The sequence below is a fragment of the Aestuariivita boseongensis genome (assembly GCF_001262635.1).
Taxonomy (GTDB): domain Bacteria; phylum Pseudomonadota; class Alphaproteobacteria; order Rhodobacterales; family Rhodobacteraceae; genus Aestuariivita; species Aestuariivita boseongensis.
In genome coordinates this window covers 37,891-57,346 of the sequence record NZ_JXYH01000024.1, presented here as the reverse complement: position 1 = coordinate 57,346, position 19,456 = coordinate 37,891, and the positions used below count along the sequence as shown (strand labels likewise).

23 protein-coding genes and 1 tRNA gene are annotated in these 19,456 nt (G+C 62.0%); 11 read left to right on the top strand and 13 right to left on the bottom strand.

Annotated elements, in window-relative coordinates; genetic code table 11:
* The 3 genes from TR61_RS11080 to TR61_RS11070 all read right to left on the bottom strand — a co-directional run.
* Positions 1-373, bottom strand: a 373-nt coding sequence (locus tag TR61_RS11080; RefSeq protein WP_157440892.1) for an ATP-binding cassette domain-containing protein, incomplete at its 3' end; no start/stop codon positions are given.
* Between the two features lie 73 nt (positions 374-446).
* Positions 447-1,187 carry a GNAT family N-acetyltransferase gene (locus tag TR61_RS11075; RefSeq protein WP_050930057.1) on the bottom strand — a complete coding sequence of 247 codons (741 nt, stop codon included), beginning with the start codon at positions 1,185-1,187 and terminating at the stop codon, positions 447-449.
* A gap of 85 nt (positions 1,188-1,272) precedes the next feature.
* Entirely contained in the window at positions 1,273-1,740 is a 468-nt protein-coding gene (locus TR61_RS11070) for an outer membrane protein assembly factor BamE (RefSeq protein WP_050930050.1), read from the bottom strand.
* 85 nt (positions 1,741-1,825) lie between these two features.
* On the opposite strand from TR61_RS11070, the gene TR61_RS11065 reads away from it, so the two are divergent.
* The 9 genes from TR61_RS11065 (at position 1,826) to TR61_RS11025 (ending at position 8,539) form a co-directional block, all read left to right on the top strand.
* The gene (locus tag TR61_RS11065; protein ID WP_050930056.1) at positions 1,826-2,377 is read left to right on the top strand and encodes a YceD family protein; all 552 of its coding nucleotides are present in this window, start codon (positions 1,826-1,828) and stop codon (positions 2,375-2,377) included.
* Between the two features lie 208 nt (positions 2,378-2,585).
* On the top strand, positions 2,586-2,792 hold the full coding sequence (gene rpmF, locus TR61_RS11060; RefSeq protein WP_050930049.1) for a 50S ribosomal protein L32: 207 nt from the start codon (positions 2,586-2,588) through the stop codon (positions 2,790-2,792).
* 23 nt (positions 2,793-2,815) lie between these two features.
* On the top strand, positions 2,816-3,940 hold the full coding sequence (plsX, locus tag TR61_RS11055; RefSeq protein ID WP_050930048.1) for a phosphate acyltransferase PlsX: 1,125 nt from the start codon (positions 2,816-2,818) through the stop codon (positions 3,938-3,940).
* A gap of 15 nt (positions 3,941-3,955) precedes the next feature.
* Entirely contained in the window at positions 3,956-4,927 is a 972-nt protein-coding gene (locus TR61_RS11050) for a beta-ketoacyl-ACP synthase III (protein ID WP_050930047.1), read from the top strand.
* Positions 4,928-5,022: 95 nt separating this feature from the next.
* A complete protein-coding gene (ihfA, locus tag TR61_RS11045) occupies positions 5,023-5,325 on the top strand; it encodes an integration host factor subunit alpha (RefSeq protein ID WP_050930046.1) in 303 nt (100 codons plus the stop codon).
* Positions 5,326-5,340: 15 nt separating this feature from the next.
* Positions 5,341-5,997, top strand: a complete 657-nt coding sequence (locus tag TR61_RS19675; RefSeq protein ID WP_082181935.1) for a MerR family transcriptional regulator — start codon at positions 5,341-5,343, stop codon at positions 5,995-5,997.
* An 89-nt stretch (positions 5,998-6,086) separates the two neighbouring features.
* Positions 6,087-6,163 (top strand) — tRNA-Pro (locus TR61_RS11035).
* A gap of 61 nt (positions 6,164-6,224) precedes the next feature.
* Complete coding sequence (locus TR61_RS11030) at positions 6,225-7,304, top strand: 2'-deoxycytidine 5'-triphosphate deaminase (RefSeq protein ID WP_172676967.1); 1,080 nt, start codon at positions 6,225-6,227, stop codon at positions 7,302-7,304.
* A 128-nt stretch (positions 7,305-7,432) separates the two neighbouring features.
* Positions 7,433-8,539 (top strand): class I SAM-dependent methyltransferase, encoded by a 1,107-nt coding sequence (locus TR61_RS11025; RefSeq protein ID WP_050930044.1) that lies wholly within the window; start codon positions 7,433-7,435, stop codon positions 8,537-8,539.
* 57 nt (positions 8,540-8,596) lie between these two features.
* On the opposite strand, the gene TR61_RS11020 is transcribed toward TR61_RS11025, so the two are convergent.
* The 7 genes from TR61_RS11020 to TR61_RS10990 all read right to left on the bottom strand — a co-directional run bounded on the left by TR61_RS11020 (position 8,597) and on the right by TR61_RS10990 (position 15,344).
* Complete coding sequence (locus tag TR61_RS11020) at positions 8,597-8,794, bottom strand: hypothetical protein (protein WP_050930043.1); 198 nt, start codon at positions 8,792-8,794, stop codon at positions 8,597-8,599.
* 72 nt (positions 8,795-8,866) lie between these two features.
* Entirely contained in the window at positions 8,867-9,475 is a 609-nt protein-coding gene (gene scpB / locus TR61_RS11015) for an SMC-Scp complex subunit ScpB (RefSeq protein ID WP_050930055.1), read from the bottom strand.
* 50 nt (positions 9,476-9,525) lie between these two features.
* Positions 9,526-10,317, bottom strand: a complete 792-nt coding sequence (locus tag TR61_RS11010) for a segregation and condensation protein A (RefSeq protein ID WP_050930042.1) — start codon at positions 10,315-10,317, stop codon at positions 9,526-9,528.
* Positions 10,310-11,314 carry a beta-N-acetylhexosaminidase gene (gene nagZ, locus TR61_RS11005; RefSeq protein WP_050930041.1) on the bottom strand — a complete coding sequence of 335 codons (1,005 nt, stop codon included), beginning with the start codon at positions 11,312-11,314 and terminating at the stop codon, positions 10,310-10,312. The genes TR61_RS11010 and nagZ overlap by 8 nt, the downstream gene beginning before the upstream one ends.
* Positions 11,311-12,288: an SPOR domain-containing protein gene (locus TR61_RS11000; protein WP_082181939.1), complete on the bottom strand. Its 978-nt coding sequence runs from the start codon at positions 12,286-12,288 to the stop codon at positions 11,311-11,313. Before TR61_RS11000 ends, nagZ begins: the two co-directional genes overlap by 4 nt.
* 88 nt (positions 12,289-12,376) lie before the next feature.
* Complete coding sequence (gene argS, locus TR61_RS10995) at positions 12,377-14,122, bottom strand: arginine--tRNA ligase (RefSeq protein ID WP_050930039.1); 1,746 nt, start codon at positions 14,120-14,122, stop codon at positions 12,377-12,379.
* A 76-nt stretch (positions 14,123-14,198) separates the two neighbouring features.
* A complete protein-coding gene (locus TR61_RS10990) occupies positions 14,199-15,344 on the bottom strand; it encodes a deoxyguanosinetriphosphate triphosphohydrolase (RefSeq protein ID WP_050930038.1) in 1,146 nt (381 codons plus the stop codon).
* 82 nt (positions 15,345-15,426) lie between these two features.
* Here TR61_RS10990 and TR61_RS10985 point away from each other — a divergent pair, with 82 nt between their 5' ends.
* Positions 15,427-15,750: a HesB/IscA family protein gene (locus TR61_RS10985; protein WP_050930037.1), complete on the top strand. Its 324-nt coding sequence runs from the start codon at positions 15,427-15,429 to the stop codon at positions 15,748-15,750.
* On the opposite strand, the gene TR61_RS10980 is transcribed toward TR61_RS10985, so the two are convergent.
* Genes TR61_RS10980 through TR61_RS10970 form a run of 3 tightly spaced genes read right to left on the bottom strand, consistent with a single transcriptional unit; the run spans position 15,751 to position 18,310 of the window.
* Positions 15,751-16,674, bottom strand: a complete 924-nt coding sequence (locus TR61_RS10980; RefSeq protein ID WP_050930036.1) for a DMT family transporter — start codon at positions 16,672-16,674, stop codon at positions 15,751-15,753.
* Positions 16,671-17,762 (bottom strand): DUF6902 family protein, encoded by a 1,092-nt coding sequence (locus TR61_RS10975; RefSeq protein WP_050930035.1) that lies wholly within the window; start codon positions 17,760-17,762, stop codon positions 16,671-16,673. The genes TR61_RS10980 and TR61_RS10975 overlap by 4 nt, the downstream gene beginning before the upstream one ends.
* Before the next feature lie 56 nt (positions 17,763-17,818).
* A complete protein-coding gene (locus tag TR61_RS10970; RefSeq protein WP_050930034.1) occupies positions 17,819-18,310 on the bottom strand; it encodes a DUF6749 family protein in 492 nt (163 codons plus the stop codon).
* A gap of 357 nt (positions 18,311-18,667) precedes the next feature.
* Between TR61_RS10970 and xth the strand changes: the two genes are divergently transcribed.
* The gene (gene xth, locus TR61_RS10965) at positions 18,668-19,447 is read left to right on the top strand and encodes an exodeoxyribonuclease III (protein WP_050930054.1); all 780 of its coding nucleotides are present in this window, start codon (positions 18,668-18,670) and stop codon (positions 19,445-19,447) included.
* Positions 19,448-19,456 lie beyond the last annotated feature (9 nt).

Here is a 19,456-nt window from a genome sequence, read left to right as displayed (position 1 = left end):
GTCCCCCGCCGCTGGCGGTCGCCACGGGGCGCGCCGGATCGAACTTCAGCCCCTCGCCCGCGCGTTCGACCTTGTAAAGCTCGCCCGGCTCCACCCCATGCGCCGCGAAATCGCCCAGTGTCGCGAACCCGCTCATATCCGGGTCCTGCTCCATATAGCCCACGGACTGGCCCGGCGGCACGATCACCTGCCCGCGATCCGGTTCGATCAGACCCGCCATCACCTTCATCAGCGTGGATTTGCCCGACCCGTTGCGCCCCACAAGCGCCACGCGGTCGCCTGGCTGCACAACCGCGTCCAACCCGTCGAAAACGGGATCTCCGCCGAAGGTCAGCGAAATATCGTTAAGCTGGAGCAGGGGTACACGGGCCATGACGCGCAGCTATAGCCGGTCCGTGGCAAGGTCAAGAAACCCTGCTTCTTTCTGGCTGCAAATACCCCAAAGCTCAGCCGGCCACCGCGCGCAGCAGCCGTTTGCGGGCGGGCGGTATGGCCTCGATCTCGACCCCGGTGAAGACATGCAGCGTATTCATCTGGCGATCGACCACCGCATGATCGCTGACCCAGCCGCCCATCGCCAGATAGGTCTTCAGCAAGGGCGGCATCCGCAGCATCGCCTTTTTCACATCCGGCTTGCGCCTGAGCCGCGCGGCAAAGCGGAACACATCAGGCGCCTTCACCCGTGGCAGCCAGCGTTTCGGCGCAAGATGCCGCGCGCGCAGCATCGCGAAGGCGTCCAGATACTCGGCCGTTTCCGTCCCCGCAAAGGACGAACAGCCAAACAGCATCCCCACCCCATTTTCATCGACAAAAGCGGTCATCGCGCCCCAGGCCACGCGCAGGATGTCCGGGTCGGGGCAATCCGGGTCGATGCAGAAGCGGCCCATTTCGACCATGCGGCCGGGAAAGCCCTGCAATGCCTCAAGATCATAGAACTGTGCAGAGTAACTGCGGGCCAGCTCGGCCCCGCCATCCAGAACAAGCATCCGAAAACAGCACACGATCCGGCCTGTTCCCGTGTCCTCGATCAGCACATGGGCACAGATGCTGTCAAACGGGTCGCTGTCGGGATGATCTGTGTGAAAAGCCCGTGTGCGCAAGGCCTGCGCGGCAGCCAGATCGGTGGCGGTCTCTGCCAGGCGGGCAAGGTAGCGCCCACGCTGAAGCGGCGGCAACTGTGGTTGCATGTTCGACCCCATGCCTGTTTGACAGAACACTACGCAGGCCGGTTCTGGCGCACAAGCCATGACGCGCGCATGACGCCAGCAGGGATTATTCGAGGAACTGACCGGGGTTGAAGTTGGCCAGGTTGCCCAAAAGCTGACGGATCAGGCCCTGATCGCGGATCGAGCTTTCGGTAACGCGCCGGGTCAGGCGGACGGGCTGGCCGTCTTCCAGTTCATAGCGTTCGATATTTTCGACCACACCGTTGGACGAAAAGCTGATGGCGACCAGCTGGCGTTCCACCACCTTGGGTTCGCGCAGCCCCTGATGGCGTACGCGCGATCGGACATAGTAATAGCCCCCGTCGCTCAGAAGCCCACTGGAGGACGGCGTTCCAACCGTTTCGGCCACGGTATCGCGGGTATCGACGCCGACAATCACCTCGGCCAGTTCATCCTCGGACGGGACATAGCCGTGATTGCGATAGGTGGTTGCACAGGCCGACAATGTGCCGATCAGAACAAGGGTCAGACCAAATCTGGCCATCCGCCGCAAAGTGGGTGCTGTGGATACCATGTCTCGCCTCTTGCCTCGCTCTGTCCTGGCTTTTATCCCGATTACAGAAGGAATGCCGTCTGTTCAAGAAACGAAAGTGTTCACCATGTCTTCACCCGACCGGCCTCAGACCGTTTTTCGCGTGGCTGACCTGCCTCAGCGGCGTCCCACACGCTTTAACATAGTGCCCGATGCAGCGGCCTGTGCCCGCATTGCCGACGCGCTTGAGCTGAGCGCGCTGCGCAAACTGCGCTTCGAGGGCGAGATTGCGGCGCAGGGCAAAACCGACTGGCGGCTGACCGCAACCTTGGGGGCCACCGTCGTGCAGCCTTGCGTGGTCACGCTGGAACCGGTCACGACGCGGATTGATGAGCCTGTCACGCGGCTTTACCAGGCCGATTTCACCGAGCCGGACGGCACGGAGGTGGAAATGCCCGAAGACGACAGCGTCGAGCCGCTGCCCACCCAGATCGACCTGATGGAAGTGCTGACCGAGGCGCTGGCGCTGAATATCCCGGCCTATCCGCGCGTGGACGGGGCCGATCCCGCGGACACCGTGGTGACCGAACCGGGCAAAGAGCCCCTGCGCGACGAAGATATGCGCCCCTTTGCAGGTCTGGCCGCGCTGCGCGACCAGCTGGCCAAGAAGGAGGATTAGGCCGCTTTCCACCGCCCGGAAATTTCATCGAAAAAACCGGTTGCGGAATAAAAGAATCTGCGTATTTTCGCGCCTTCACCGGATTTAGGGTTGGACACGGGACGGGCCTTGGCCTAAACGCGCGTCACGCCGCAACGGAAATGACATCGAAATCCCGCCGCTTTCGTCCACCGGGACGTCTGATGGCCCAAACATGATAGGTTGAGACATGGCTGTCCAACAGAACAAAGTATCGAAATCGCGTCGCAACAATCGTCGTGCGCATGATGCGCTGGTTGCCGCAAACCCGAACGAATGCCCCAACTGCGGTGAGCTGAAGCGCCCGCATCACGTCTGTGCCGCCTGCGGCCACTACGGCGAGAAAGAGATCATCGCACAGGTTGATGAGATCGATCTGGACGAAGACGCGGCTTAAGACGCTTCCTCACGGGCTTACGCATGACGGCTTCGCCCGAGCATAGACAGGCAGACCGCAGACGGATCACCATCTCGGTCGATGCCATGGGCGGAGACGCCGGGCCCGCGGCTGTTGTCGCGGGCATTGCGTATTCCGCACAGAAAAATCCCGATATCGCGTTTATCCTGCACGGCCCCGAGGCCGAGCTGCGCCCGCTGGTCGAAAAAAAGCGCGGTCTGGCGGAACGTGTGCGCATCGTGAACGCCACCGACGTGGTCACGATGGAAGACAAGCCAAGCCATGTCATGCGCAATGGCAAGGGCACGTCCATGTGGTCGGCCCTGGAATCGGTGCGCGAAGGCGAGGCGCCTGTGGCAGTGTCTTGCGGCAATACCGGTGCGCTGATGGCGTTGAGCATGATCCGCCTGCGCAGATTGCCGGGCGTGAACCGACCCGCCATCGCGATTCTCTGGCCGTCGAGCAATCCGCAGGGCTTCAACGTGATGCTGGATGTGGGCGCCGATATCCGCGCCGATGCTCAGGACCTGCTGCAATATGCGCTGATGGGCGCGTCTTATGCGCGCAACGGGCTGGCCTTGAACCGCCCCCGCATCGGGCTTTTGAATGTGGGCACCGAAGAGCATAAGGGCCGGCCCGAGCTGAAAGAGGCGCATGAGCTGATCAAATCCTTTGCCGACAAGGCGAATTTCGACTTTGTGGGCTTTGTCGAAGGCGGCGATATTCCCGGTGACGTCTGCGACGTGATCGTGACCGATGGGTTTACCGGCAATGTGGCGCTGAAAACCGGCGAAGGCACAGCCAGCCTGATCGGCACGCTGCTGCGCGAGGCGTTCCGTTACACGCCGCTGTCACGGCTGGCGTCGCTTCTGGCGCTGACCTCGCTCAAACGGCTGCAGAAACGCATCGATCCTCGACGTGTGAATGGCGGCGTGTTCCTGGGCCTGAACGGCACCGTTGTGAAATCCCATGGCGGTGCGGATGCGACCGGTGTTTCCGCCGCGATCAAGCTGGCGTTCCAGCTTGCGCAGTCCGGGTTTTCGGAAAAGCTGGCCGCACGGGTTGCATCTGCCGCAGCTCTTGCTCAGGATAGCGAGGCGCAGACCGGAGACGGGGACAATCCGGGCAGCCAAAAGCAAGACGAATAAAGGACAGGCAACCCGATGACACGACGTGCGGTCGTGGTAGGCGTAGGCCACTACCTCCCGGAACGGATCGTTCCCAATTCAGAATTCGAGGAAACGCTGGACACCAGCGATGAATGGATTCGCGCGCGTTCGGGCATCGAACGGCGTCATTTTGCGGCAGAAGGTGAAACCACCTCGGATATGGGGGCTGCGGCGGCGCGCAACGCGTTGAAGGACGCCGGGTTAAACGCGGAAGATATCGACGCGGTGATCGTCGCTACCTCGACCGCTGATCTGACCTTCCCCTCTGCCGCCACGATGATTCAATCCGAGCTGGGCATGACCAGCGGTTTTGCCTTCGACGTGCAGGCGGTTTGCGCAGGCTTTGCCTATGCGCTGGCCAATGCCAATGCGCTGATTCTGTCCGATCAGGCCAAACGCGTGCTGGTCATTGGCGCGGAAACCTTCAGCCGGATCATGGATTGGACCGATCGCAGCACCTGCGTGCTGTTCGGTGACGGGGCCGGAGCGCTGGTGCTTGAGGCTCAGGAAGGCGCAGGCACGTCCGACGACCGGGGTATCCTGTCCACCGATCTGAATTCGGACGGCCGGTACAAGGACCTGCTGTATGTCGATGGCGGCGTATCGACCCAAAGCACCGGATATCTGCGCATGCAGGGCAATCAGGTGTTCCGCCATGCAGTTGAGAAATTGGCCGCAACCGCCGAAAAAGCCTTGGAAAAAGCCGGATTGACCAGTGACGACGTGGATTGGATCGTGCCGCATCAGGCCAATATCCGCATCATTCAGGGCACCGCCAAGAAGATGGGCCTGCCCATGGAGAAGGTGGTCGTGACCGTGCAGGACCACGGCAACACCTCTGCCGCGTCGATCCCCCTGGCGCTGTCAGTGGGCAAGGAACGCGGCCAGATCAAGCCGGGCGACCTGATCGTCACCGAGGCCATCGGCGGCGGGCTGGCCTGGGGGGCGGTCGTTCTGCGCTGGTAACGCGCGAAACCCCGCAAATTCAAACCCTTGCGGGATACGGTTGTTGACTCGCAAAGCGCTCAGACCCTATCGTCGTCCAAAACCAGGGGATTGGCATGGGCGAAAAGACTCTCACACGTATGGATCTGAGCGAAGCAGTGTTTCGCGAAGTGGGCCTGTCACGCAATGAAAGCGCTCAGCTGGTTGAATCGATGCTCAACCACATGTCGGATGCGCTGGTACGCGGGGAACAGGTGAAAATCTCGTCTTTTGGCACCTTCTCGGTGCGCGAGAAATCGGCCCGCGTGGGCCGCAACCCCAAGACCGGCGAAGAGGTGCCCATTCAGCCCCGCCGGGTTCTGACCTTCCGGCCCTCGCATCTGATGAAAGACCGGGTTGCCGCGGGGAACAAGAAGTAACCAGGGGGCGCGCACATGGACAAGTCACCCGACGCCTTCCGCACCATCAGCGAAGTGGCCGAATGGTTGGGTGTTCAGACCCATGTTCTGCGATTCTGGGAAAGCAAGTTCAGCCAGGTCAAACCGGTCAAGCGTGCCGGCGGGCGACGGTATTACCGCCCCAGTGACATGCAGCTTTTGGGGGGCATCAAGAAACTGCTGCACGATGATGGCATGACCATCAAGGGCGTGCAGAAACTGCTGCGTGAGGAAGGCGTGGCGCATGTGGCGGGATTTTCCCAGGATCTAGACGGCACGGCAGAGACTGCCGCTGAGCAGGAGGTTGGCGAAAACGTCGTCCGTTTCAACGCACGCCCGGAAGAGGCTGCCACGGCCGAACCTGCCATTACAGCTCCTCCTGCGCCGGCAACGACGCCTGAGCCCGAGGCCCCTTCCCCGCTTCCTGCTTTCCTGACGCAACCCATGGGCGGCGCGACCGAGGCCCAGGCAAAGAAACCCGATATCGTCGATGCGCCCGATCCGCCCGCGGATGACCAGATCACCGCGGCCGCCGGAGCGCTGAGCCATCTGGCCGGTCTGAACGCGGTGGACAGCGATGCCGCCAGGGCCCTTGCCCCTCTGATTGGGCGGCTTGCGGTTCTGCGTGACCGGATGGCCGAGGCCGGGGCCTAGTCCCGGATCGCAGAAGCGCACGCCGATCACGTGTTTGGACGAATTCCCCCTTGCCCCCGATGCCAAAACCAGTATGAACGCTGGCAAGTCGGGCTATGGCGCAGCCTGGTAGCGCGTCCGTCTGGGGGACGGAAGGTCGCAGGTTCGAGTCCTGCTAGCCCGACCAATTTCAAAGCCGCTCGTCCGGACATCCGGCGGGCGGCTTTGACATATGGGGGATGGACGCGATGAGAACCGGCGTGTTGGCCGACAGCCAGATCCGGCAGATGATCCAAAGCGGCGCCATCCGCGCCACTGACCCGATTCTCGACAACCAGATCCAGCCCGCCTCGCTTGACCTGCGGCTGGGCGATGTCGCCTACCGTGTGCGCGCATCGTTCCTGCCGGGCGCGTCCACGGTGGCAGAGCGTCTGGAGGATCTGACCATGCACAAGGTGCCGCTGACAGGCGGTGCGGTGCTGGAAAAGGGCTGCGTATACGTGGTGCCGCTGATGGAGGGTCTGACCCTGCCTTCGGGGATGACGGCGGCGGCATCGGCCAAAAGCTCGATCGGGCGGCTAGATCTGATGACGCGGGTGATCACCGATCAGGGGGTGGAGTTCGACCGAGTGCCCGAGGGCTATGATGGCCCGCTTTATGCCGAGTTGTGCCCGCAAAGTTTTTCCGTGGTGGCGCAACCGGGCCAGCTGTTGAACCAGATCATCTTCCGGCAGGGCAAGACCCTGCTGAGCGATGCCGAACTGCGCGCGGTGCACGCGCGCACGCCCATCGTCAATGGCGATCCGGTGATCTCGGACGGGCTGGGTTTTTCGGTCGATCTGAAACCGGCGCAGGGCGATCTGGTGGGATACCGCGCCAAGCCGCATACCGGCGTGGTCGATCTGTCGAAACTCGCCCATTACGACCCGGCGGATTACTGGGAAGAGGTCCGCACTCGCGACGGGCGGATCATCCTGGATCCAGGTGCCTTCTATATCCTGGTCAGCCGCGAAGCGATTGCCATTCCGCCCGATTGCGCAGCGGAAATGGCCCCTTATCTGGCGATGGTGGGTGAATTCCGCGTGCATTACGCTGGCTTTTTCGACCCCGGTTTCGGTTTTGACGCCGCAGGCGGGTCCGGGTCGCGCGGCGTTCTGGAAGTGCGCTGCCACGAAGCGCCCTTCGTTCTGGAGCACGGTCAGATCGTGGGACGGCTTGTCTATGAAAAGATGAGCGAAATTCCCGATCAGCTTTACGGTCAGGACATCGCGTCGAATTATCAGGGCCAGGGGCTGAAACTCTCCAAACATTTCCGCATGCCCGCCTGATCCCGCTTGCCGCATGGCAAAGCCCGGTTAGACTGGGGGCCAAGGATTTTCGAAAATCCTTGGCGCACCAGGAATGTGAAGCGGGGTCCGAATTTTCGAAAATTCGGGGCGCGCGGAAAGGATACGGGATGGCGGACGATACCAGCCGATTCATGGCGATGAAGGGGGCTGGATATTACAGCCAGGCCACTGTGGGCGCGCGCAACGTGATCACCGGTGCGATCCCTGTGGTCAAAGCGGCCCTTGCCGCGCAGGATCTGGGCACGCAGACCGGCGCGATCACCTTCACCGATATGGGCTGCGCGGATGGCGGCACGTCGCTTGACATGTGGGGGGCTGTGCTGGGCGATCTGCGCGCGGAGTTTCCCGGGCACGCGCTCCAGCTGACCTATACGGATCTGCCGAAGAACGATTTCAGCCAGCTCTTCCAAATCGTGCATGGGCTGACCGATCTGCCCTCTTACGCGGACAAGATCGACAACCTTTACATCATGGCGTCGGCCACGTCCTTTCACCATCCGATTGTGCCGCCCGGCACTTTGAACCTGGGCTTTTCGGCGACGGCCAGCCATTACATATCGGAAACGCCGGCGCAGATCCCCGATCACGTGCATATGGTGGGTTCAACGGGCGCGGTTCGCGACGCGTTCAGGGCGCAGGGCGCCCGCGACTGGGAGGCCTTTCTGCTGGCCCGCGCGCAGGAACTCGCGCCCGGCGGACGGCTGGTGCTGTACAATTTCGGGATCGATGAACAGGGCCGGTATCTGGGTCATACCGGCGGGCAGTCGATGTTCGACATGTTCGCGCGTCTGTGGCGCGCTCTGGTCGAAGACGGCACCATCACCGAAGACGAGTACCGCGCCACGAATTTCCCGCAGCATTACCGCACGGTCGAAGAATTCGCAGCACCCTTCCGCAACACGGATAACCCCGTCTACAAAGCCGGTCTGCGGCTGGAAGAGATCGGCACGCTGCACACCCGCTGCCCCTTTGAGCAAAGCTTCACCGAAGATCACAAGGACGCGGCGCGCTTTGCGAAGGACTATATTCCGACGCTCAGATCCTGGTCAGAACCCACCTTTGTCGCAGGCCTCAGCGGCACGCGCCCTGCGGAAGAGATCGCGCCGATCATCGACCGGTTCTATCAAAGCTATGAGGATGCCGTGGCGGCAGAGCCCGAAGGGCACGCGATGGATTACATCCATGCCCGTGTCGTGGCCTTCAAAGACGGCTGAGGCCGCGCCACACCTGCAGGTCTGGCCCGGTCACATGTCAGTCAGTGCAAAACGCGCTTAGCCGCGCGAGTTATCCTTGCGGTGCACGGGGTTGCCGTAATCGTCGATATAGACGTCATCGCCCTGCGCTTTCTTCCCGTTGCGCATCTTCTTTGCAGCGCTCGAGGCACCCTGGATGCCCATATCCACGCCTTTATTCACGGCAATGCGCATCACCCGGCGGATGATCATGTTGATGATTTGGTTCGCGTTCATCGCTGATACCCTTTCCTGCTCTCACCAGTGATATAGCAAGAAATCTTGACGATTTCAGGGCATTTCTGACGATTAATCCTCGAAAAGCTCGGATTGGTCGCCGTCGATCTCTTCTTCGTCCTCATCATCCGCGCCCAACGCGGCGATGGATCCGGGGGGTGGGCGGTTTTCCAACAGTCCTGCGGCGCGAAGTTCCTTGAGCCCAGGCAGATCGCGCGCGTTTTCCAGCCCGAAGTGATCCAGGAAATCCTGCGTGACCACGAAGGTCACCGGCCGGCCCGGCGTCATCTTGCGGCGGCCGAAGCGGATCCACTCCATCTCAAGCAATTGGTCGATGGTGCCGCGGCTGACCGACACGCCGCGGATCTCTTCGATTTCGGCCCGGGTGACGGGCTGGTGATAGGCGATGATCGCCAGCGTCTCGATGGCGGCGCGGCTGAGTTTGCGCGTCTCGACCGTTTCCTTCTGCATCAGGAAACCCAGATCGGGCGCGGTGCGCATCGCCCAGGCGTCGCCCACCTTCACCACGCGCACGCCGCGCCCTTCATAGCGTTTGCTCAGATGCACCAGCGCCTCGGCCGCGTCGCAGCCATGGGGCATGCGCCCCTGCAGTTCGCGCACGGTGATCGGTTCGGCGGTGGCAAACAGGATCGCTTCAACCATACGTTCCTGTTCGGCCATGGGCGGGGCTTCGAACAGGCTTTCTTCGACCGTTTGTTCGGCTTCGTTGCTCACTGGGGTTTATCCTTGCTGCGCAGCCTGATGGGCGCGAATGTCTCGCTTTGCTGGATTTCTAACCGGCCTTCCTTCACAAGCTCAAGCGTGGCCGCAAAGGTCGAGGCCGTGGCAGACCGGCGGCGGACCGGATCGACGTCCCATCCGTCGGGAAGATAGGCGGACAGATCCGTCCAGTCGGGCGAATACCCGATCAACCCTCGCATCCGTTCCAAAGCCTGTTCCATGGTGAAGACCGCTTCGCGATCCATCACGAAGGGGCGGAAATCGTCGCGGGTGCGGATACGGGCATAACCCTGCATCAGATCCAGAAGCGTTGCGGTATAGGTCACGCGTTTGACCCGCGTAACGTCTTCCGTCACACCGCGGGCAAAGAAATCCCGCCCGAGCCGGTCACGCGCCATCAGGCGGGCGGCGGCGTCGCGCATGGCCTGCAGGCGTTCAAGCTGGAAGGCCAGATGGGCGGCCAGTTCCTCGCCCGAGGGGCCGTCTTCTTCCGGATCGGGCGGCAGCAGCAGCCGCGATTTCAGGAAGGCCAGCCACGCGGCCATCACCAGGTAATCGGCGGCCAATTCGATCCTGAGCGCCTTGGCGCGTTCCACGAAAGCCAGGTATTGCCGCGCCAGCGCCAGGACCGAGATCTTGCGCAAATCCACCTTCTGCGTGCGCGACAACATCAGTAGAACGTCAAGCGGCCCCTCAAATCCGTCGACATCCACGACAAGCTGTTCCGCCGCCATCCGTTCGGCGACCGACACCTCGTCTTCTTCAAAGATGTTTTCAGCCATATACCTGCCCGCCCATGAGCGTTTTAAGCTCAGCCTCGCAGGCAGGAATGTCAATATCCATGGGGGGTTTCCGCGCGTCCAAAGCGGCCTCGGCGCGGGCTTGTGCGGCCTGCGTCATCTCTCCGGCGGCACGGGCGACCTCGGCGCGTTCGGTCAGGGTGCCGTTGCAATGCAGGATCACGTCGCAGCCCGCGGCCAGAGAAGCCTTTGCAATCTCTGTCAACGATCCTGAAAGTGCCTTCATCGAGATATCATCAGTCATGATCAGCCCGCCAAAGCCGATCTTGTTACGGATATACCCCATCACCTTTGGCGACAGCGTGGCCGGGCTGTCATCCAGCACGTCATAGACCACATGCGCCGTCATCCCCAAAGGCAGATCATTCAGCGCCTTGAAGGGGACGAAATCGCGCGCCTCAAGATCCTCAAGCGCGGCGGAGGTGCGCGGCAGGGCGTAATGGCTGTCGAGGGTCGCGCGGCCATGTCCCGGTATGTGTTTCAGGACCGGCAGAACCCCACCATCCAGATGCGCCTGCGCCGCCGCGCGGCCCAGAGCGCTGACGGTGTCGGGATCGCTGCCATAGCAGCGGTTGCGCAGGAAATCGTGAGTGTCAGGAAAGGTCAGATCGACCATGGGCGCGCAATTGCTGTCGATGCCCAGTCCGTGCAGCTCATGCGCGATCAGCCTGTAGCGAAGATAAAGCGCCCGCGTGGCCCCCTGCCCGGCGCGCGTCACATGATCCAGAGGCGGCAACCATTCCCGCGCCAGCGGCGCGCGCAGCCGTTGAACGCGCCCGCCCTCCTGATCGGTGGTGATGGGCGCGTCGCGCCCCACGGCGTTGCGGAAATCATCACACAGCGCACGGATCTGATCGGCGTTGTCGATATTGCGCGCAAACAGGATGAAACCGAACGGGTTCACATCGCGAAAGAATGCCTTTTCCTCGGCGCTCAGGCGCAGGCCGTCCGCGTCCAGGATCGTGGCGCCAAACCTCACCGCGTGACCACGGGGATACAATCGGCCCCTTCCGCCACCAGCGCCGAACAGAACCGGCGCGCATCACTGAGATCGTCAAAGCCGTGGACCCGCAGACGATAGAAGGTGCGCCCGCCGCTGGTGGCCTGCTGCACGATGCGGCGTTTGCCTTGCATGTAATCGCCAAAGCGCACGGCCAGCCTGTCCCATTCGGTGCGCGCGATCTCTCCGCTTTCATAGGCGCCCAGCTGGACCACGCGCGTGCCTGTCGGAACCTCTGCCGGATCGATGTCAAGCGCAGGCTCAGCGCTTTGCAACGCGGCTTGTGTCACGGTTTCGGGCGGTCCGCCTGCCGGACGCAGCTGCGGCCGAAGGGAGACGGCGACGCCGGGCACGTCACGGGCAACCGCAGGTGTCGCATCGTTCGCAGCGGCGGCAGCCGCAGAGGCCTCAACAACAACCGGCTCAGGCGCGACAATCTCTGGCGCGCTGGGTTGCGACGCTGGGTCAGGCGCAGATCGGGCCGCGGCATTCTCGGTGATCTGGGCCACGAGCGCCTCGATCTCATCCTTTTGCGTGGCGGGCCGTGAGGGCGCAACAGGCGCGGCTTCAGGACGGGCGGCGGGGCGAGACAGATCTGCGGTGGGCACGTCTTCTTCGCTCAGATCCAGCGGACGCGGCGCCAGGATCAATGTATCGGCCGGCGCGGCGGCGGAGCCTGCTGCGGCAACGGCATTCACGGCAAGCCCCTGGTGATCGGCCGGGCGGCCCCCGGGGTTTTCCGGCTGAATGCGCATCGGGCCTTCAAGGGCGCGCACCACCGGCACGCCGGACACGTCGCGCACCATCAGTTTATATCCCCAGATCCCGACACCAACCAGAAGCCCAAGGGAAATCGTAGCCCCTGCCAGGTTTGCAACAAAGCCCAAGCCGCCGCCCTGCGCGGGCGCGGCACGGGTCTGGTCCACATCGGCTGTGTACTCAATATCCGCCATGTCTGCCTCACTGCCCGGGATGCACATGCCATTGGCGGTGCCACCCAGGTTTCGGTTCTGCCTCAGACCCGGCGTCTTTCGTGTGCGTTTACCGCATTTCTTGCGCCGGTGTGACGCCAAGAATACCAAGACCTGCGGAAATCACAACGGATACAGCACGTGCCAGGGCGATTTTTGCCTGACTGGTGGCGGCGTCGCCCTCCTGAATGAAGCGCAGCGACGGGTCATCATTGCCCCGGTTCCACAGACCGTGGAAATCGCCCGCCAGTTCATACAGGTAAAACGCCACGCGGTGCGGTTCGTTGGTGCGTGCCGCGATCTCGACCAGGCGCGGCCATTCGGCCAGCTTGCGGGCAACGGTCAGCTCCGCCTCGTCGCTGATCAGGGACAGATCCGCCGCCTGCAGCGTGGCATCATCGACGGCAACCCCCGCTTCTGCCGCCTTGCGCAGCACGCTCATAATGCGCGCATGGGCGTATTGGACGTAAAAGACCGGGTTTTCCCGGCTTTGTTCCAGCACCTTGTCGAAATCGAAATCCAAGGGCGCGTCGTTCTTGCGGGTGAGCATCACAAAGCGCGTCACATCCGGGCCCACCTGATCGACCACATCGCGCAGTGTCACGAAATTGCCCGCGCGTTTGGACATCTTGAACGGCTCGCCATTCTTGAACAGCCGCACCAGCTGCGTGAGCTTGATATCCAGCGGCACCTTGCCCCCCGACAGCGCCGACACCGCCGCCTTCATCCGTTTGACATAGCCGCCGTGATCGGCGCCAAACACATCAATCAGCGCGTCGAAGCCCCTGGACACCTTGTCATAATGATAGGCGATGTCAGGCGCGAAATAGGTCCAGCTGCCATCGGATTTCTTGACCGGACGATCCACGTCATCGCCATGTTCGGTGGATTTGAACAGCGTCTGTTCGCGCGGTTCCCAATCCTCGGGCGTTTTGCCCTTGGGCGGCTCCAGCACGCCTTCATAGATCAGACCCTTGGACTCCAGATCCGCAAGCGCGGCCTCGATCCGGCCAGTCCCATACAGCGATTTTTCCGAGAAGAACTTGTCCATCTTCACGCCAAGGGCTGCCAGATCCTCGCGGATCAGGTCCATCATGGCATCAGTGGCGTAATTGCGCAGTTCTTCAAGCCAGACCTCTTCCGGCTGACCGACCCAGGCCTTGCCCTTTTCGCGGGCCAGCGCCTCACCTACGGGGATCAGGTAATCGCCGGGATATGTGCCGTCCTCAAACGCGACCTCCTGGCCCAGCGCTTCGAGATAACGCAAATAGACCGAACGGGCGAGCACATCGACCTGCGCGCCCCCATCGTTGATGTAATATTCGCGCGTCACGTCGAAGCCAGCATAATCCAGCAGGCTGGCCAGCGCGTCGCCAAACACCGCGCCGCGCGTATGGCCCACATGCAAGGGCCCTGTGGGGTTTGCCGAAACATATTCGACATTCACCTTCTGCCCAGCCCCCATATCGGACCGGCCATAGGCCGTACCTTCGGCCAGCACCGCCGCCAGCACACCCTGCCAGGCATCCGGCGCAAGGCGCAGGTTCAGGAAGCCGGGGCCTGCGACCTCGGTTGAGGCAATCCGGGGATCTTCGCCAAGCTTTGCGGCCAGCGCCTCGGCGATGTCACGGGGCTTGGCTCTGGCGGGCTTGGCCAGAACCATGGCCGCATTCGTCGCCATATCCCCGTGGGCCGCATCGCGCGGCGGCTCAACCGTGACATTGTCAAAGCTCAGGCCATCCGGCAGCGCGCCTTCGGCAACCATGGCGTCCAGCGCGGAAATGACGGCGGCACGGATATCGGCAAAAAGGTTCATGTCTCAGATCACCTTGTGAAGTCTGCGCACCGTTTAACAGGTGCGCTTGCATGGTCAACCACTGCGCCGGCAGGGGTCAATCGCCGCGCACCAGCCGTTCATGTTCCTGCAGGGCAAAGCGGTCGGTCATGCCGGCGATGTAATCCGACACGATGCGGGCCAGTGCCACCTCCCCTTCCGCCTCGGCCACGTCCTTGCGCCATTGTTTTGGCAGATGTTCGGGATGGGCCAGGAAGAAGGGGAACAGCTCTTGAACCACATGGGTCACCTCGCGCCGCATCTCGACGACCGACGGCGCGCGATACATGCGTTCGAACAGGAAGGCGCGAATGGTCTTGAGATCCTGAAAAAGATCGTTGGAAAACTGCACCAGCGGCCTGCCTGCCGCGCGGATATCGGCGACCGATTGCGGATCAAGCTCGGCCAGTTCAGCGCGGGCGTAGCGGATCACGTCTTCGACCAGAACGCCAAAGAAACGCCTGAGCGCCTCATGCCTGCGGCGATAGTAATTCAGATCGGGGTACTTGGCATCGACCTCGGCAAAGCAGGCATCCAGAATGGGCAGCGTGGCCAGTTCATCGGTTGAGAACAGCTCGGCCCGCAGCCCGTCATGCAGATCGTGGTGGTTATAGGCGATGTCATCGGCAATCGCGGCCACCTGCGCCTCCCCGCTGGCATAGGTGTCCAGTTCCAGATCATGCAGCGCGTTGTAATCGGCCAACGCCCAGGGCAGCGGATCTTCGGTGACGGGGCCGTTATGCTTGGCGATCGCCTCCAGCGTTTCCCAGGTCAGGTTCAGCCCGTCGAAATCCGCGTAGTGCCTCTCTAACCTTGTCACGATGCGAATGGCCTGTGCGTTGTGATCAAACCCGCCATAGGGCTCCATCAGCGCGTGCAGCGCATCTTCCCCGGTATGACCGAAGGGCGTGTGGCCCAGATCGTGGGCCAAGGCGACCGCTTCGGTCAGTTCACCATTCAGGCCCAGCGCGCCCGCAATGGTCCGCGCCACCTGCGCCACTTCGATCGAATGGGTCAGACGCGTGCGGTAATAATCCCCCTCGTGTTCCACGAACACCTGGGTCTTGTGCTTCAGCCGCCGAAAGGCGCTGGAGTGAATGATCCGGTCTCGATCCCGCTGGAAGCAGGATCTGAAGCTGCTCTCCTCTTCCCTGACGCGCCGTCCCCGGGCGCTGTCAGGGTCCGAGGCATAGGGCGCGCGCATTGGCGACACTCCTGTCCTTGAGTTGGGTCCCGAGGATTTCTATATTGCAGGCAGAGCATTATGAAAACCGGATGACACGGAAATGAACCTGCCTCCCAAAGTGACCGAGCGTGCATTTGAACGTCTGGCCGAAATCGGTGCGGCCGATCAGGGCCAAGCCCTGCGTGTGGCCGTCGAAGGCGGCGGCTGTTCGGGCTTTCAATATGAGATCGCGCTGGACGATCCCAAGGACGACGATCTGGTTCTGGAAGGCAAGGGCCAGAAGGTTGTGGTCGACGCCGTCTCCCTGCCCTTTCTGGAAAATGCCGTGATCGACTTTTCCGAAGAACTGATCGGCGCGCGGTTCGTCATCGACAATCCGAACGCCACCAGTTCCTGCGGCTGCGGAACATCCTTTTCGATGTAATCACGGATCGGTGCGGAACCGGCCCCGCGCAGACCAGATCGGTTTGCGCGCGCTTTCCGGTGTGTACTGATCCCACAGAAGATAAAGGCCCGAGCCAACCACGATCGCCACACCCAGATAGGTGCCGGCACTTGGGTATTCGCCGAAAAACGCGGCCCCTATCAGGACCATCCAGGCAAATTGCAGGTTCATCAGCGGCGTGACCACATAAGCTTCAAGCCGGCCCAAAGCGATAACAAGCACCCAGCGCGCCAGAAACAACAACCCGGCATAACCGGCAATCCACGCCAGATCGCCCAGCCCCATGGGTTTCCAGACAAACGGCAGAACCGCCCCCATCACCAAAGCAATCGCAAGGTTCGGATAGAAGACCTGCGCCAGCGCGTTGGTCTCATACCGTCCGATATAGCGCGCCATGACCATCGAAAACGTGCCCAGAAGGCAGGCGGACAGCGCCCAAAGATGCCCGGCCTGCACCCCTGACCAGCCCGAGGGAAACAGACACAGCACGCCGACAAAAGCCGCACACAGCGCCGCCCAGGCCGAAGGGCGTACCCGTTCGCCCAGAATCGGGCCGGACATCAGCCCGGCAAAGATCGGGATCAGGCCGACAAACAGGAACACATCGGCAAAGGGCAACAGCCGAAAGGCATAAAAGAAGCCCACCACGGCAAGAACCGTTGCACCTGCGCGCAGCGCCATCGCCCTGGGGCATGTGGTCTTCAACCCGCGCCGCTGACCCGGATGGCGGTCGGCCAGCAGGGACAGGGCCACAACGATCAGGCCCGAAATGGCGTAAAGCTGCGGTGCTTCGAACTGGCCTGCGATGAATTTCGTGATCCCGTCGGCACCGGACATCAGCGCGGTATAAAGAGCGACCAACGCCGCGCCGGTCAGAGCTGTGCTTTGCACCACGGCTTTCATCCCATAGCCTCCTGCCGGGATGCGGCCTGCAGATATGCAGCACGCGCGAAAACCGAAAAGAAATGGTCGAAATCAACGCAATTGGCTTCGGCCTCCATCAGGATGTCCTGACCGCGCGTATCCAGCACTTCGAACATCTGATGGCGCATAACCGACCAGTCTGCCTGGCGCAGCGGACCCAGCCCGAAAAGGGTTTCCGACAGCGCGCGCAGCGGCCCGGGCCAGCTGTCGCGGGTGAACTGCGCCCGGCAGAAATTCGGCGCGCTTTGGAAGCACTCGTCACCGCGCGCAGCCAGCAGCCAGTTGCAGACAAAATATTCATGGTAATTGTCGCCGACCTGCGCGCGCGGGCCTTCTGTCATCCGGAAGCCCGTCGCCTCGCGGGCGACCCAGTCTTCCCACAGCACCGGCGGCTCCTGCCCGGCATAGCGCAGAGCGACGCAGATCTCGGCCACCAGATCCAGGTTCTGGTCCAGATAGGCCAGCGTGCCCGCATAGCTCAGCGCGCGCAGCGCCGGCGCGTCCAGCCCGGGATCGCGGCGGCCATATTCGCTGAGGTAAAAGACGATATGCGTCAGCTCATAGGCGGCCTTCTTGTTGGGCAACGCAAAGGTCTCAGGCCGGTTGATGAACGCGCGCAGACGGTCATCCAGCCCCTTATCCGCAGCCATCGGATCGCGTCCGCGCCGCTGCATCAGACGCCGCGCCTCGGCCCGCTGCAGATCGGACAGTTCTGCCTGCGCAAGGCCCTGATCGGCGGCCCAGTTGACAAGCGCCTCCCCATGGTTGCCGGGAAGGCCAAGGTCTTCCAGATCCAGCGTGATCGACAGAAGAAAGCGGTAATATTGCGGAAAGAACGCCATCCGGTCGAGGACCTGGGCATAAAACCCCTCCATCGGGGCAAGGGCGCTGTCATCGGGCGTCAGGCCGGTGCAGTCCAGAATGCTGAGCAGTTCGGCGTTTTCCTTCAGCCAGAAAACATCTTCGCCAAAGCGGCGTTCTTCGGCAAAGCAATGGACAAGGCCCGCCAGCCTTTGGGTCAAAGGCTGGCGAGAAACGGGCAGGTTCAATCGGATGACATTCGACATTGGATGGATCCTTCGACGGTCAAAACGGGGGAATGAACTCGCCCGCAGGGAGAGGCTTAGCGCTTGGGCGCCATCGACGTGGAGAAGAGCGCTGTGCCCTCACCGTCGATTGCCTCGGAGGTCGCTTCGGGTGCCATGGAGGTGCTGAACAGCGCCGTGCCTTCCCCATCGGTGGTGGTGGCCTTCGCTTCGGGGCTCATCGACGTGGAAAAGAGCGCCGTGCCTTCGCCTGCGGATGCATCCGCCGTGATCTCGGGCGCCATGGAGGTCGAAAACAGCGCAGTACCTTCGCCGGAGACAACGTCACCGCGCGCACTGGGGGCCATGGAGGTCGAAAAAAGCGCTGTACCTTCACCGGAAACTGTGTCCGACTGGGCCGAAGGGGCCATCGAGGTCGAGAAAAGCGCCGTTGCGTCCCCGTCAAAGGCGTGCGCCGCCGTCTCAGGACCCATGCTGGTCGAGTAGAGCGCGGTGTGGTCACCGTCAAGCAGGCTGGTTTCGGTCAGATGAGCGGCGGTTTTCTCTTGGATTTTCTTCAGTGCAGACATGGTGGTTCTCCGTGGTTTCAGGGGTTTCAAACACCCCGTCACGGTGCAGCCTGTACGGTATTTTACAAAACACTTTTCTTGCTAAGGTTGTATTATCCTCGGCTTATCCACATCAAGGTTGCGTGCCAAGATCTGGACCTGACGATCAAGTTTGAATTGATACACGAGGCGAAAAAAACTTATCAACACTGCGCAAAATCATCGAAAATCTGCAGATTCTGACGGCTTTCGTGCGCGAATCAGGTGACGAATGCGGGGAATCAACTCGCTAGATTCTGCGAAAGCCAGGTGGCCATCTTGTGGCGCGCTGTGGGATCGGCGATAGAAGGGGACGACCACATTCGCGAAGGGACCGCCATGAAGATCGCCACCTTCAATATCAACGGGATCAAGGCCCGGATCAGCGCTCTTCCCGCATGGCTGGACACGGCGGCACCCGATGTCGTCGTTCTGCAAGAGATCAAATCCGTGGACGAAGCCTTCCCCCGCGAGATCTTTGAAGAACGTGGGTACAATGTCGAAACCCACGGGCAGAAAAGCTTCAACGGCGTGGCGATCCTGTCGAAATTGCCGCTTGAGGACGTGACCCGTGGCCTGCCCGGCGATCCCGAGGATGAACAGGCCCGCTGGATCGAAGCGACGGTCGTGGGCAAGACCGCCATCCGGATCTGCGGGCTGTACCTGCCCAATGGCAACCCGGCGCCGGGTCCGAAATTCGATTACAAGCTGGCCTGGATGGACCGGCTGCATCAGCGCGCCCAGGATCTGCTGGCCGATGAGATGCCCGCGATGATGGCCGGGGATTACAACGTGATCCCGCAGGACGAAGACGCCAAACGCCCCGAAGCCTGGCAGAAGGACGCGCTGGCGATGCCCGAAAGCCGCGCCGCGTTTCGCAGGATCCTCAACCTTGGCTTTACCGACGCCTTCCGCGCGCGGGTGCAGTCACCGGGGCATTACAGTTTCTGGGATTACCAGGCCGGCGCGTGGAACCGGAACGATGGGATTCGCATCGACCACATGCTGCTGACCCCGCAAGCGGCCGATCTGATCACCGATTGCGGCATTGATGCCGAAATCCGTGGCCACGACAAACCCTCTGACCATGTTCCGGTCTGGGTCGAGCTGGATCTCTGAGCGCGGACG

What these genes read in the sequence shown, in the direction of transcription:
- TR61_RS11075 (WP_050930057.1), bottom strand. Translation starts at nt 1,187, where the DNA reads ATGCAACCACAGTTGCCGCCGCTTCAGCGTGGGCGCTACCTTGCCCGC.
- TR61_RS11070 (WP_050930050.1), bottom strand. Translation starts at nt 1,740, where the DNA reads ATGGTATCCACAGCACCCACTTTGCGGCGGATGGCCAGATTTGGTCTG.
- TR61_RS11065 (WP_050930056.1), top strand. Translation starts at nt 1,826, where the DNA reads ATGTCTTCACCCGACCGGCCTCAGACCGTTTTTCGCGTGGCTGACCTG.
- rpmF (WP_050930049.1), top strand. Translation starts at nt 2,586, where the DNA reads ATGGCTGTCCAACAGAACAAAGTATCGAAATCGCGTCGCAACAATCGT.
- plsX (WP_050930048.1), top strand. Translation starts at nt 2,816, where the DNA reads ATGACGGCTTCGCCCGAGCATAGACAGGCAGACCGCAGACGGATCACC.
- TR61_RS11050 (WP_050930047.1), top strand. Translation starts at nt 3,956, where the DNA reads ATGACACGACGTGCGGTCGTGGTAGGCGTAGGCCACTACCTCCCGGAA.
- ihfA (WP_050930046.1), top strand. Translation starts at nt 5,023, where the DNA reads ATGGGCGAAAAGACTCTCACACGTATGGATCTGAGCGAAGCAGTGTTT.
- TR61_RS19675 (WP_082181935.1), top strand. Translation starts at nt 5,341, where the DNA reads ATGGACAAGTCACCCGACGCCTTCCGCACCATCAGCGAAGTGGCCGAA.
- TR61_RS11030 (WP_172676967.1), top strand. Translation starts at nt 6,225, where the DNA reads ATGAGAACCGGCGTGTTGGCCGACAGCCAGATCCGGCAGATGATCCAA.
- TR61_RS11025 (WP_050930044.1), top strand. Translation starts at nt 7,433, where the DNA reads ATGGCGGACGATACCAGCCGATTCATGGCGATGAAGGGGGCTGGATAT.
- TR61_RS11020 (WP_050930043.1), bottom strand. Translation starts at nt 8,794, where the DNA reads ATGAACGCGAACCAAATCATCAACATGATCATCCGCCGGGTGATGCGC.
- scpB (WP_050930055.1), bottom strand. Translation starts at nt 9,475, where the DNA reads ATGGCCGAACAGGAACGTATGGTTGAAGCGATCCTGTTTGCCACCGCC.
- TR61_RS11010 (WP_050930042.1), bottom strand. Translation starts at nt 10,317, where the DNA reads ATGGCTGAAAACATCTTTGAAGAAGACGAGGTGTCGGTCGCCGAACGG.
- TR61_RS11000 (WP_082181939.1), bottom strand. Translation starts at nt 12,288, where the DNA reads ATGGCGGATATTGAGTACACAGCCGATGTGGACCAGACCCGTGCCGCG.
- argS (WP_050930039.1), bottom strand. Translation starts at nt 14,122, where the DNA reads ATGAACCTTTTTGCCGATATCCGTGCCGCCGTCATTTCCGCGCTGGAC.
- TR61_RS10990 (WP_050930038.1), bottom strand. Translation starts at nt 15,344, where the DNA reads ATGCGCGCGCCCTATGCCTCGGACCCTGACAGCGCCCGGGGACGGCGC.
- TR61_RS10985 (WP_050930037.1), top strand. Translation starts at nt 15,427, where the DNA reads ATGAACCTGCCTCCCAAAGTGACCGAGCGTGCATTTGAACGTCTGGCC.
- TR61_RS10980 (WP_050930036.1), bottom strand. Translation starts at nt 16,674, where the DNA reads ATGAAAGCCGTGGTGCAAAGCACAGCTCTGACCGGCGCGGCGTTGGTC.
- TR61_RS10975 (WP_050930035.1), bottom strand. Translation starts at nt 17,762, where the DNA reads ATGTCGAATGTCATCCGATTGAACCTGCCCGTTTCTCGCCAGCCTTTG.
- TR61_RS10970 (WP_050930034.1), bottom strand. Translation starts at nt 18,310, where the DNA reads ATGTCTGCACTGAAGAAAATCCAAGAGAAAACCGCCGCTCATCTGACC.
- xth (WP_050930054.1), top strand. Translation starts at nt 18,668, where the DNA reads ATGAAGATCGCCACCTTCAATATCAACGGGATCAAGGCCCGGATCAGC.